At 62.5% G+C, this 12,292-nt stretch carries 12 protein-coding genes and 1 tRNA gene; 7 read left to right on the forward strand and 6 right to left on the reverse strand.

The features are described from left to right. From WCB02_RS12790 to aroA, 6 genes are all read right to left on the reverse strand, one after another. A partial coding sequence (locus WCB02_RS12790) for a lipopolysaccharide assembly protein LapA domain-containing protein (protein WP_423958593.1) occupies positions 1-255 on the reverse strand: 255 nt, incomplete at its 3' end. A gap of 82 nt (positions 256-337) precedes the next feature. Then, entirely contained in the window at positions 338-637 is a 300-nt protein-coding gene (locus tag WCB02_RS12795) for an integration host factor subunit beta (protein ID WP_423958594.1), read from the reverse strand. 171 nt (positions 638-808) lie between these two features. Beyond that, positions 809-1,786 (reverse strand): signal peptide peptidase SppA, encoded by a 978-nt coding sequence (sppA, locus tag WCB02_RS12800; protein ID WP_423958595.1) that lies wholly within the window; start codon positions 1,784-1,786, stop codon positions 809-811. 339 nt (positions 1,787-2,125) lie between these two features. Continuing rightward, positions 2,126-3,838: a 30S ribosomal protein S1 gene (rpsA, locus tag WCB02_RS12805; RefSeq protein WP_423958596.1), complete on the reverse strand. Its 1,713-nt coding sequence runs from the start codon at positions 3,836-3,838 to the stop codon at positions 2,126-2,128. A 273-nt stretch (positions 3,839-4,111) separates the two neighbouring features. Next, on the reverse strand, positions 4,112-4,750 hold the full coding sequence (gene cmk, locus WCB02_RS12810) for a (d)CMP kinase (protein ID WP_423958597.1): 639 nt from the start codon (positions 4,748-4,750) through the stop codon (positions 4,112-4,114). Next, positions 4,747-6,084: a 3-phosphoshikimate 1-carboxyvinyltransferase gene (gene aroA, locus WCB02_RS12815; RefSeq protein ID WP_423958598.1), complete on the reverse strand. Its 1,338-nt coding sequence runs from the start codon at positions 6,082-6,084 to the stop codon at positions 4,747-4,749. The genes cmk and aroA overlap by 4 nt, the downstream gene beginning before the upstream one ends. Before the next feature lie 146 nt (positions 6,085-6,230). On the opposite strand from aroA, the gene WCB02_RS12820 reads away from it, so the two are divergent. From WCB02_RS12820 to WCB02_RS12850, 7 genes are all read left to right on the forward strand, one after another. Beyond that, a complete protein-coding gene (locus tag WCB02_RS12820; protein WP_423958599.1) occupies positions 6,231-6,644 on the forward strand; it encodes a TIGR02300 family protein in 414 nt (137 codons plus the stop codon). 68 nt (positions 6,645-6,712) lie between these two features. Continuing rightward, positions 6,713-6,788: transfer RNA gene (locus WCB02_RS12825), tRNA-Ala, on the forward strand. A gap of 333 nt (positions 6,789-7,121) precedes the next feature. Further along, positions 7,122-8,327 (forward strand): CaiB/BaiF CoA transferase family protein, encoded by a 1,206-nt coding sequence (locus WCB02_RS12830; protein WP_423958600.1) that lies wholly within the window; start codon positions 7,122-7,124, stop codon positions 8,325-8,327. Between the two features lie 176 nt (positions 8,328-8,503). Further along, positions 8,504-9,820: a sn-glycerol-3-phosphate ABC transporter substrate-binding protein UgpB gene (gene ugpB, locus WCB02_RS12835; RefSeq protein ID WP_423958601.1), complete on the forward strand. Its 1,317-nt coding sequence runs from the start codon at positions 8,504-8,506 to the stop codon at positions 9,818-9,820. Positions 9,821-9,881: 61 nt separating this feature from the next. Further along, complete coding sequence (ugpA, locus tag WCB02_RS12840; protein WP_423958602.1) at positions 9,882-10,763, forward strand: sn-glycerol-3-phosphate ABC transporter permease UgpA; 882 nt, start codon at positions 9,882-9,884, stop codon at positions 10,761-10,763. Beyond that, the gene (gene ugpE, locus WCB02_RS12845) at positions 10,763-11,611 is read left to right on the forward strand and encodes a sn-glycerol-3-phosphate ABC transporter permease UgpE (protein WP_423958603.1); all 849 of its coding nucleotides are present in this window, start codon (positions 10,763-10,765) and stop codon (positions 11,609-11,611) included. Before ugpA ends, ugpE begins: the two co-directional genes overlap by 1 nt. Before the next feature lie 94 nt (positions 11,612-11,705). Beyond that, positions 11,706-12,292 (forward strand): ATP-binding cassette domain-containing protein (locus WCB02_RS12850; protein WP_423958604.1); only part of this gene is annotated, 587 nt, incomplete at its 3' end.

Raw genomic sequence — 12,292 nt, forward strand, 5'->3', positions numbered from 1 at the left:
TGCATCGGCCTCGTGATGCCGCGCCGCCCGCCGCCAGCGGCGCTGACCGAACCAGGTGGCGCAGCCGCCCGCCACAACGCCCAGGATCGCCGCGGCGATGATCAGCACGAACAGGGGCAGCGAGACCGCGACCGCCGGATCGGCCGAATTGAACGGATCGAACGAGAGCGTGACGAAATGCCGGTTGGCGACGGCGAACACGACGAGGATCAGACCCAACGGAATGACGATCAGAGCCGAGAAGAATTTCCGCATGCCGATTTGCTCGCGTTTGTCAAAGTCGGCCGCCCCATGGGCGGCGTCGCTGAAGGCGCGCGTTCTGCAGATCTGAAACCGGTCAGGCGCCCGCCTCGGGATTATCGCGATTGAGCCGCTCGCGCATCTCCTTGCCGGTCTTGAAGAAAGGGACGCTCTTCTGATCGACCGGCACATGGGCGCCGGTCCGCGGATTGCGCCCGGCACGCGCAGGCCGATGCTTCACCGAAAACGCGCCAAAACCCCGCAATTCCACCCGATCCCCCCGCGCCAGCGCGGCCACGATCTCATCGAGGATCGCATTGACGATATTCTCGACATCCCGCTGGTAAAGATGCGGGTTGTGCTCTGCGATACGCTGAACAAGTTCGGATTTGATCATCGAGAGGTTAGACCCGGAAGCATGAGCTATCCATTTCCGTGAAAATGCCTTGGACTGTCAAGACGCTAAATCAATTTTGCGCGACGTGAAAATGCGTGACAATCGTCCCGATGCCGGTTTGTCACAATACTCGCGGAGCGGGAAACCCCTCAAAACCGCATTCGCGAGGCTTCAATTGGCCGCGGCCGGAGACCAGAGCGCCAGCATCCCATCAAGACCGAAGCGATCGACCTGCGCCATGCCGCCCTGCTCGATTTGCCGCCCGATCGCGCTCAAGCCGAACGCGTCGAACACGACGGACGTCGCAGTGCGCAGGAACGTCAGGTCGCCGAAGCGCGGGCTGAGCTTGTAGTCACGCACCGGCAAGTCCTTCTTGACGTTCTTCTGCTCGACCAGCCATTGCACGGCGGCCTTCTCGTCGCCGAGCTGATCGATCAGCTTGAGGTCAATCGCCTGGCGACCGGTGAAGACGCGCCCGTCGGCGACTTTCTCGAGCTCGGCGTCGTCCATGCCGCGCCGCTCTTTCACGATGCCCTTGAACCAGGCGTAGGAATCCTTCACCAGCGCATCCAGCGCCGCGCGTGCTTCCGGACTGGTCGGCTCGAAGCCGTTGGGTGCTGCCTTCAGCGGCGAGGACTTCACTTCCTCGACCTGGACGCCGACGGTTTTCAGGAGCTCGGTGAAATTCGGAAACTGGAACAGCACGCCGATCGATCCCACCAGCGAGCTCTGCTGCGCCACGATGTGGTCGGCCGCGATCGCGGTCATGTAGCCGCCCGATGCCGCCAGTCCTTCGACCACCACGACCATCGGCTTCTTGGCCTTCAGCCGCATCAGCGAGTCGTAGAGCTGCTCCGAGCCGGCTGTGGTGCCCCCCGGCGAATTGATGTGAATGACCACCGCGGCGGCTTGCGAGTTCTCGAGCCGTTCCAGCGCCTCGACGCGATCCTGGTCGCTGCGGATCAGGCCCTCGATATTGACGCGCGCGATCGAGCCCGAGGTGGTGAAGGCGCCCCGGCCGACCGGCGACACGACCATACCCACAATGGCGATCGCCGCGATCACGACGACGGCCGCGAGCACGCGCCAGAACGTCAGCTTGCGACGGAGCCTGCGGCGATCGACGATCACATCCGAATCCAGCGACATCGAAATTCTCCTCAAGGAAATCCTAAGAGCGTTTCTGCGTTCGCAGCGTGACTTGAGCGCTTTCCGATCAAGTTAAATCGGAAACCGCTCTGGTTGTCCCTTGTTGGTCCATTGGTCGCATTTTCTTACAGAAAGCCGGTGTCCACCTTTTCCGGGAAACGCGCTACGCAATGCCTGATTACATCAATTGCGGTGCAAGATGAAGAAAACATGGCCGCCCCGGATACGTCGCGAGCCCCGAGGCCAGGAAAACTTGAAGCAAGCCTGAAACAAAAAAATAAAGAAAGGGCCCCGGTCGAAACCGGAGCCCCGTGGATCGAGCCGCGAAACGCGATCGTCCTACTTCTCGTTGGCGCGATTCTTCAGCGCGGTGCCGAGAATGTCGCCCAAGGTCGCTCCCGAATCGGAGGAGCCGTATTGCGCGATGGCTTCCTTCTCCTCGGCGACTTCCAGCGCCTTGATCGAGACCTGCACCTTGCGAGCCTTCTTATCGAACTGGATCACGCGGGCATCGACCTTCTCGCTGACGGCGAACCGCTCGGCGCGCTGATCGTTGCGGTCACGGGCAAGCTCCGAGCGCTTGATGAAGGTGGTGAAATCGGTACCGACGATCTTCACCTCGATGCCGGCCTCCTTCACCTCGAGCACTTCGCAGGTCACGACCGCACCCTTCTTGACGTCGCCCGGCTCGGCGAAGGGATCGCCTTCGAGCTGCTTGACGCCGAGCGAGATACGCTCCTTTTCGACATCGACATCGAGCACCACGGCCTTGACCATGTCGCCCTTCTTGAAGTTGTCGATCACCTGCTCGCCCGGCAGCTTCCAGTCGAGGTCGGACAGATGGACCATGCCGTCGACGTCGCCCTCGAGCCCCAGGAACAGGCCGAACTCGGTCTTGTTCTTGACTTCGCCTTCGACCGTGGCACCGACCGGGAACTTCTCGACGAAGACTTCCCAGGGATTGCGCATGGTCTGCTTGAGACCGAGCGAAATCCGGCGCTTGACGGAATCCACTTCCAGCACCTGCACTTCGACTTCCTGCGAGGTCGAAACGATCTTGCCGGGATGCATGTTCTTCTTGGTCCACGACATCTCCGAGACGTGGATCAGGCCTTCGATGCCCGGCTCGAGCTCGACGAACGCACCGTAGTCGGTGATGTTGGTAACGCGGCCATGGAAGCGGGCGCCCAGCGGATATTTCGCCTCGATGCCCTGCCACGGATCGTCCAGCAGCTGCTTCATGCCGAGCGAGATGCGGTGGGTCTCGTGGTTGATCTTGATGATCTTGACCTTCACGGTCTGGCCGATGCTCAGCACTTCGGTCGGGTGATTGACCCGCCGCCATGCGATATCGGTGACGTGGAGCAGGCCATCGATGCCGCCGAGATCGACGAACGCACCATAATCGGTGATGTTCTTGACCACGCCGTCGATCACCTGCCCCTCTTCGAGGTTCTGCACCAGCTCCTGGCGCTGCTCGGCGCGGGTCTCTTCCAGAACCGTGCGGCGCGACACCACGATGTTGCCGCGGCGGCGGTCCATCTTGAGGATCTGGAACGGCTGCGAATTGTTCATCAAGGGCGCGACGTCGCGGATCGGCCGGATATCGACCTGCGAGCGCGGCAGGAAGGCGACCGCGCCGTCGAGATCGACGGTGAAGCCGCCCTTGACCTGATTGAAGATGACGCCGTTGACCTTTTCGTTGTTCTGGAACGCCTTTTCCAGCTTGCCCCAGCTCTCCTCGCGCCGCGCCTTGTCGCGCGACAGCACGGCCTCGCCGAGCGCGTTTTCGATCCGGTCGAGGAACACCTCGACCTCGTCGCCGACCTTGAGGTCGCTCTCCCGGCCGGGGCCGGAAAATTCGCGCAACGCGACGCGGCCCTCGGTCTTCAGGCCGACATCGATGACGGCCATGTCCTTTTCGATCGCAACCACCTTGCCCTTGATGACGGAGCTTTCCTGCAGATTGCCACCGGCGAAGGACTCGTCCAGCATCGCGGCGAAATCGTCGCGGGAGGGGTTGTAAGAATTAGCAGCGGTACTCAGAGCCATTTGTTCTCCAGATGCGACGCTTGCCGGCCGTTGGGGTTTGGGGGTATCGGGCGTGAAGTGTCGGTGGTCCGCAACAACCACAACGACCGCTGCTTGCGCGGTGCGCTGGCAGCGGGCCGGCAGATGCCTGCACGTCCGATACGTTGAATTTGGATCAGTACGATCTCGTCCGTAAACCGGTTCGTTCCCCAAAGAGCCTCGAAATATCAAGGCACCTCGGGATATCGACCTTCGGGGGCGGGAGCGGGCTGCTCCTCCAATGACGGCAGCGGATCAACCCCGCTGCCGGCCCGCTCGAACGGCCTCGACAATGTCGATGGCGGCCCGGACGCCGGCTTCTATATCCAAATTGGAATTATCTAGCAAGTAAGCATCCGCAGCGGGTTTTAAAGGCGCAACGAGCCGGTTCTGGTCGCGCTCGTCGCGGCTCAGGATGTCGGCCAGCACCGCGGCCTCGTCGGCGTCCTCGCCCCTCGCCCGTGCCTCCAGCGTGCGGCGGCGGGCGCGGACCTTGGGATCGGCCATGACAAAGATCTTCACGTCGGCATTGGGGCAGATCACGGTTCCAATATCGCGGCCGTCGAGCACTGCACCGGGCGGGTCGGCGGCGAACTGCCGCTGAAAATTCATTAACACTTCCCGGACCTTGGGGATCGCCGAGACCACGGAGGCGGCTTCTCCCACCTTTTGCGTCTTCAGCACCGGATTGCCGAATTTTTCGGGATCAAGCTCGAGGGCCGCCGAGACGGCGAGCATCTGGTCGTTGAGGTCGGCACCGGCGCTCATCAGGGCGTAGGCGACCGCGCGGTAGATCACGCCCGTATCGAGGTGGCGGTAGCCGTAATGCCTGGCCAGACGCTTGCCGAGCGTGCCCTTTCCCGATGCAGCGGGTCCGTCGATGGCGATGATCATGAAAACTCAGCCCCTAGCGCACGCATCATAGGAATGAAGTCCGGAAAGCTGGTCGCGATGAAGGCAGTGTCGTCGACCTTCACCGGCTTGTCGGCGGCAAGGCCCATCACCAGCGCCGACATGGCGATTCGATGGTCCATGTGGGTCGCGACCAGGCCGTCCCCCGGCACGTGGCCGCGGCCTTCGACGATGAGGTCGTCGCCGGAGATGTCGACGTCGACGCCATTGACGCGCAGCATGGCGGCAGTCGCCGCCAGGCGGTCGGACTCCTTGACACGCAGCTCCTGCAGGCCTCGCATCACTGTTCTGCCTTCGGCGAAGGACGCCGCCACCGCCAGCACCAGATATTCGTCGATCATCGACGGTGCGCGTTCCGGCGGCACCTCGACGCCGCGCAGCCTGGAGGCGCGGACCCGCAATTGCGCCATCGGCTCGCCGGCGTCGCCGCGCATCTCGCTTTCCTCGATGGAGGCGCCCATTTCACGCAGCGTGGTCAGCAGCCCGATCCGCAGGGGATTGGTCATGACGTCGGGCAGCACGATGTCGGAGCCCTCGACGATGAGGGCGGCGACGATCGGAAACGCCGCCGAGGACGGATCGGCGGGCACGACCACATTGGCGCCGTGCAATTCCGGCTGGCCGGTGAGCGCGATCCTGCGGCCATGGCTGCCCTCGGGCGTCGAGACGATCTCCGCGCCGAAGTGCTTCAGCATCAGCTCGGTGTGGTCACGGCTGGCCTCCTGCTCGATCACGGTCGTGACCCCGGGCGCAGCAAGCCCGGCGAGCAGGACGGCCGACTTGATCTGGGCCGAGGCCACCGGCGTGCGGTAGAGGATCGGCAACGGATCGCGCGCACCCTGAAGGGTCAGCGGCAGCCGGCCGCCCTCCCCGCCGGCCGTAATGCTGGCGCCCATCTGCTCCAGGGGATCGAGGACGCGCCGCATCGGGCGGGTTCGCAGTGACGCGTCGCCGTCGAATACCGCTGCAATGGGGCAGCCCGCGACCGCGCCCATGACCAGCCGGCAGCCGGTGCCGGAATTGCCGAAGTCGAGCGGCGCCTGCGGCTGGGCGAAGCCCGCAACCCCCACCCCACGGACAAACCAGGCGAAATCACCGGTCCGCTCCACCCGTGCACCCAGCGCCCGCATCGCCCTGGCGGTATTTAGCACATCCTCGCCCTCCAAAAGCCCCGAAATCCGGGTCTCGCCGACCGAAAGCGCCCCCAAAATCAGCGCCCGGTGCGAGATGGACTTGTCGCCGGGAACCCGGGCCGTGCCGGCCAACGGCCCGCTGGAACGCGCTTCAAGCGGGGTAGGGTCGTCTGAATGGGCCAAGTTTGTGTCCTTTGACTTTCGCGGCAGGTATCACGGACACGGCGCGACGTCACGGGCCTGTCTTTCTTGCGAAAAGCGGTATTGACAGCGGCGAGGCAACTAGCCAAGTGAAGCACCGCTTTTCAGACATTCCCAGGATTCCGCACGTGGCCAAATCCGATCTCGGAACCAAACGCATTTGCCCAACGACGGGCAAGAAGTTTTACGACCTCAACAAGAGTCCGGTGATCTCGCCCTATACCGGCGAGGTCGTACCGATTGCTCCGATCGCTCCGGCACGGATGGCGCGCGGCGAAGCCGCACGCGCGGCGGCGGCGGCCACGGAAGTAGCTCCGGAGCCGGCGGAAGCCGAAGAGTTGGTGCCGCTCGAGGAAGCCGATGCCGAGGAGAACACCGGCAAGGTGAAGGCCGTCGTTCCCGAAACCGAGGACGACATCGAAATCGACGAGACCATCGAAGACGACGACGACGACGATTCGACCTTCATAGCCGACGAGGAAGAAGGCGACGAGGACGTCACCGACATTATCGGCGACGTCGGAGGCGACGAGGAGACTTGAGAATAACCCTGAATTATGTTCAGGGTCTCTCGGCGGCGCGTCGCCCAAGGCGCGCCCCGAAAGGTCAAGGGGCCATAGCTCAGCTGGGAGAGCGCTTGCATGGCATGCAAGAGGTCGGCGGTTCGATCCCGCCTGGCTCCACCAGCCTTCGCCGGCTTCGGCTCGGCAAGCCCTCTCGTGGCGCGAAGGCTGCCGCGCCGTAGCCCGAAGGTGGGCTCCATCCATTAGGTAAATTCAGGCCAACTTCGGCTTCGCTCGGCAAAAGCCCTGTCGTACAAGGCTGCCGGGTAGGGGGCCGCTATGAAATACGTCTACATTCTCCGAAGTCTCACTTCCGAACACTTATACGTCGGTGAAAAGCGGGCTTTCGCATTCGAGAAATATCTGAAGTCGGGCTCCGGCCGGGCATTTGCGAACAGGCGCCTGTGATGCTTAATGGCCCTGCGAGCATCAAAGGGAAGGCCCAAGAACACGACCATGACCACTGAACCTGCTCCCGGCGCGATGGCCGGATTACGCGTGATCGATCTGTCGCGCGTGCTCGGCGGCCCTTATTGCACGCAGATACTTGCCGACCACGGCGCCGACGTAATCAAGGTCGAGCCACCTGCCGGCGATGAGACGCGCGACTGGGGACCGCCCTTCCATGACGAGGATGCGGCCTATTTCGTCGGCGTCAACCGCAACAAGCGCTCGATCGGGCTCGATCTCGCCTCCGAAGGCGGCCGCGCCGTCCTGATGAAGATGCTGGAGGGGGCCGATGTCCTGATCGAGAACTTCAAACCCGGCACGCTCGACAAATGGGGCATCGGCAACGAGGTGCTGCGGGCGAAATTTCCCAAACTCGTGCACTGCCGGATCTCCGGCTTCGGCGGCGACGGCCCGCGCGGCGGCAATCCGGGTTATGACGCCATCATTCAAGCCATGACTGGCATGATTGCGGCGACCGGTTCGCCGCAAAGCGGACCGATGCGAATCGGTGTGCCTGTGGTCGACATCACCACGGGGCTCTATGCCGCGATCGGCATCCTGATGGCGCTGTCGGAGCGGCAGCGCTCCGGCCTCGGTCAGTTCCTGGAGACGACCCTGTACGAAACCGGGCTCGCGGTCATGCATCCGCATGCGGCGAATTATTTCATGCACGGCAAGCCGCCGATGCTCACCGGCAACGAGCATCCGAACCTCGTGCCCTATGCGATCTTCCCGACCAAGACCGATGATATCTTCATCGGCGTCGGCAATGACGGCACCTTCCGCAAATTAGCGAAAGAGATCGGCAAGCCCGAGCTCGGCACCGACCCGCGCTTTGCCCGCAACAAGGACCGCATCGCCAACCGCGACGCGCTGCGCGAGGAGCTTGCCACCGTATTCCGCCGACACGAAGCGGAACCGCTGTGCAGCCGGCTGCTGGCGGCGGGCCTGCCGGCGGGTCCTGTGCAGAAGATCGATCAGGCCTTGACCAATCCCCACACCATTCACCGCGGCGATATCGTCGCGAAAGACTGGTACAAGGGCGTCGCCTCGCCGATCCGTCTCGAACGCACCAAGCCGACCCTGCGCCGCACGCCACCCAAATTCAGCGAGCATGCAACGGAAGTGCTCGCCACCTTCGGCTATTCGAAAGGCGAGATCGACGCGCTGACGGCAAAAGGCGTGGTCTGCGGGCCGGAGCGAAAGCGATAAGTTTTCGGGCGCGGCACTCTCGAGCCTGCGCCGGATGAACCGCCTGGGCAGTATTTTCCCGCTTCCCTTGGCCCGCTTTTCCCCCGTACCATCCCGTCGCTTTACGAGTCATTCGCACGTCATCCGTCGCTGCTACCGCGAGTTTTTGATGATGACGGCTCAACGGGAGGAATTTGATGATTTTTCGACAATTGGGCGCGACCGCCGTAGCCGCGATCACGCTGGCATTCGCGGCTTCGCCGGCGCTTGCCGTGACCGAGATCCAGTGGTGGCACGCCATGACCGGTCCGAACAACGACGTCGTCGTCAAGCTCGCCAATGATTTCAACGCCTCGCAAGGCGACTACAAAATCGTCCCGACCTTCAAGGGCAGCTATGCCGACACGCTGAACGCCGGCATCGCGGCGTTCCGCGCCGGCAATGCGCCGGGCATCATGCAGGTGTTCGAGGTCGGTACCGCAACCATGATGGCCGCCAAGGGCGCCATCAAGCCGGTATTCGAGTTGATGAAGGAGCAGGGCGAGACATTCGATCCCAACTCCTATCTGCCGGCAATCACCGGATACTACTCGACGTCGAAGGGCCAGATGCTGTCGTTTCCGTTCAACTCGTCGAGCATGGTGCTCTGGGTCAACCTCGACGCGCTGAAGAAGGCCGACATCGCCGAGCCGCCGAAGACGTGGCCCGAGGTGTTCGCCGATGCCAAGAAGCTGCATGCGACCAGCCCGACCTGCGGCTTCTCCTCGGCCTGGATCACCTGGGGACTGATCGAGCAGTTCTCGGCCTGGCACAACGTGCCGATCGGCACCAAGGCCAATGGGCTCGACGGTTTCGACACCGTGCTGGAGTTCAACACTCCGCTGGAAACCAAGCTGCTGGAAAATCTCGTCGAGCTGCAGAAGGACAAGAGCTACGACTATTCGGGACGCACCAACACCGGCGAAGGCCGCTTCACCTCGGGCGAATGCCCGTTGTTCATGACCTCGTCGGCGTTCTATCCGAGCGTCAAGGCCAATGCCAAGTTCGCCTATACGTCGGTGCCGATGCCGTATTTCCCCGACGTCGCCGGCGCGCCGCAAAACTCCATCATCGGCGGCGCCTCGCTCTGGGTGATGGGCGGCAAGAGCGCGGAAGAATACAAGGGAATTGCCAAATTCTTCACCTTCCTGTCGGACACCGACCGGCAAGTCTATCTCCACGAGGTATCGGGATATCTGCCGATCACCAAGGCGGCATATGAGAAGACCAGGGAATCCGGCTTCTATGACAAGAACCCGATCCTCGAGGTGCCGCTGAAGGAATTGACCAACAAGACGCCGACCGAGAACTCGCGCGGCCTGCGCTTTGGCGGCATGGTGCAGATGCGCGACGTCTGGGCGGAAGAAATCGAGGCGGCGCTCGCCGGCAAGAAGTCCGCGAAGGACGCGCTCGACGCAGCGGTGTCGCGCGGCAACCAGATGCTGCGGCAGTTCGAGCGAACCGCCGTCAAGTGAATTACGCAGGCATCGCGGCCGAGATGAGTATCCCGGCCGCGACTTCTCGAGCGGGGGGTTGATGGAAAACCGCGCGATCTTCTCGGGCAGGCTGCTGGCCTATCTTCTGGTGCTGCCCCAATTTGCGATCTCGCTGCTGTTTTTCTATTGGCCGGCAGTGCAGGCGCTGTGGCAGTCGTTCCTGGTGCAGGATGCGTTCGGGCTTTCGAGCGAGTTCGTCTGGTTCGAGAATTACGTCAGCCTGATCGAGACGCCCGAATATTACCATGCCATCGGTGTCACCTTCGTGTTCTCGGCGCTGGTGGTGGCCTTCTCGCTTAGCCTCGGCCTCCTGCTCGCGGTCATGGCCAACGGCAACATCAAAGGCGTGCAGATCTACCGCACATTCCTGATCATCCCCTACGCGGTGGCGCCGGCGGTCGCGAGCGTGCTCTTCATCTTCATGTTCCAGCCCGGGCTCGGCATGATCGCGCGCGGCTTGCAGCGCTCCGGCATCGACTGGAATCCGGTGCTGAACGGCACGCACGCGATGATCCTGGTGGTTATCGTCGCGGTCTGGAACCAGATCAGCTATAATTTCCTGTTCTTCCTCGCCGGCCTGCAGTCGATTCCGAACAGCGTGATCGAGGCTGCCGCGATCGACGGCGCCCGGCCGATGCGGCGGTTCTGGACCATCATCTTCCCGCTGCTGTCGCCGACCACCTTCTTCCTGATCATCGTCAACATCACCTACGTGTTCTTCAACACGCTCGGCATCATCGACACCGCGACCGGCGGTGGTCCTGACGGCGCCACGCAAACCTTGGTTTACAAGGTGTTCCAGGACGGCAGGGCGGGCGCCGATCTCGGCGGCTCAGCTGCGCAGTCGGTGATTCTGATGGTCATGGTGGTGGCGCTGACCGCGTTCCAGTTTCGTTATGTCGAGAAGAAAGTTCATTACTAGTGGTCGAACATCGCCGATTCGGAAACTTGTTGCCCCACCTGGTGCTGCTGCTCGGCGTCGCGATCGTGGCCTTTCCGGTCTATCTCGCGGTGATCGCCTCGACCCACGACAATTCCGTCATCGCCAATGGGCAGATGCCGCTCTATCCGGGTTCGCACGGCCTTGAAACCTACTGGCACACCATCGTCTCCGGCACAGGCAGCACAACGCGGCAGCCGGTCGGCAACATGATGCTGGCGAGCTTCATCATGGCGGTCGGCATCGCCGTCGGCAAAATCGCCATCTCCATCATCTCCGCCTACGCCATCGTGTTCTTTTCGTTCCCGCTCCGGATGACCGCGTTCTGGACCATCTTCATCACGCTGATGTTGCCGGTCGAGGTGCGGATCTATCCGACCTACAAGATCACCAGCGACATGCACATGCTGGACTCCTACGCCGGGCTGATCCTGCCGCTGATCGCGTCGGCCACGGCCACACTGTTGTTCCGGCAGTTCTTCATGACCATCCCGAAGGAGCTGGTGGAAGCCTCGAAGATGGACGGCGCCGGGCCGATCCGCTTCTTCTTCGACACGCTGTTGCCGTTGTCGGTGACCAATATCGCCGCTCTGTTCGTGATCCTGTTCATCTATGGGTGGAATCAATATCTCTGGCCGCTGTTGATCACGACACGCGACGACATGCAGACGATCGTCATCGGTATCAAGAAGATCATCGATGTGCATGACGCCCTGACCGAGTGGTCGGTGGCGATGGCGACCGCGGTGCTCGCCATGCTGCCGCCCGTTGCTGTCGTCGTTGTGATGCAGCGCCTGTTCGTCAAGGGCCTGATCGAGACGGAGAAATAAAGGAAGCGAACGGCGCACGGCGAAACAGAGGCGCTGCTCGGCATTCGCGGCCTCGTGCTTTCCTATTCGCTACTCCCATTCACTCGGAGTTTCCATGGCTAGCGTCACCCTCCACAATGTCCGCAAGGCCTATCCGAACGGATTCGAGGCGATCAAGGGCGTCGATTTCGATGTCGCAGACGGCCAGTTCTGCGTGTTGGTCGGGCCCTCCGGCTGCGGCAAGTCGACGCTGCTCAGGATGGTCGCGGGGCTCGAGACCATCAGTTCGGGCGAGATCGACATCGGCGGACGAATCGTCAACGCAATCGAGCCGGCCGATCGCGACATCGCCATGGTGTTCCAGAATTACGCGCTCTACCCGCATATGAGCGTCTACAACAACATGGCCTATGGCCTGCGCAACCGCGGCATGGGCAAGCCCGAGATCGAGGCCCGCGTGCGCGAAGCCGCGCAGATTCTCGACATCGGCGCGATGCTGGGTCGCAAGCCGCAGCAACTGTCCGGCGGGCAGCGCCAGCGCGTCGCGATGGGTCGCGCCATCGTGCGGCAGCCGAAAGTATTTTTGTTCGACGAGCCGCTATCCAATCTCGATGCCAAGCTGCGCATCGCGATGCGGGTCGAGATCCGCAAATTGCAGCGGCGGCTGAAGACCACCTCGATCTATGTCACCCACGACCAGCT

The organism is Bradyrhizobium sp. (assembly GCF_049581145.1).
Classification (GTDB): Bacteria; Pseudomonadota; Alphaproteobacteria; order Rhizobiales; family Xanthobacteraceae; genus Bradyrhizobium.

What these genes read in the sequence shown, in the direction of transcription:
- WCB02_RS12795 (WP_423958594.1), bottom strand. Translation starts at nt 637, where the DNA reads ATGATCAAATCCGAACTTGTTCAGCGTATCGCAGAGCACAACCCGCAT.
- sppA (WP_423958595.1), bottom strand. Translation starts at nt 1,786, where the DNA reads ATGTCGCTGGATTCGGATGTGATCGTCGATCGCCGCAGGCTCCGTCGC.
- rpsA (WP_423958596.1), bottom strand. Translation starts at nt 3,838, where the DNA reads ATGGCTCTGAGTACCGCTGCTAATTCTTACAACCCCTCCCGCGACGAT.
- cmk (WP_423958597.1), bottom strand. Translation starts at nt 4,750, where the DNA reads ATGATCATCGCCATCGACGGACCCGCTGCATCGGGAAAGGGCACGCTC.
- WCB02_RS12830 (WP_423958600.1), top strand. Translation starts at nt 7,122, where the DNA reads ATGACCACTGAACCTGCTCCCGGCGCGATGGCCGGATTACGCGTGATC.
- ugpB (WP_423958601.1), top strand. Translation starts at nt 8,504, where the DNA reads ATGATTTTTCGACAATTGGGCGCGACCGCCGTAGCCGCGATCACGCTG.
- ugpA (WP_423958602.1), top strand. Translation starts at nt 9,882, where the DNA reads ATGGAAAACCGCGCGATCTTCTCGGGCAGGCTGCTGGCCTATCTTCTG.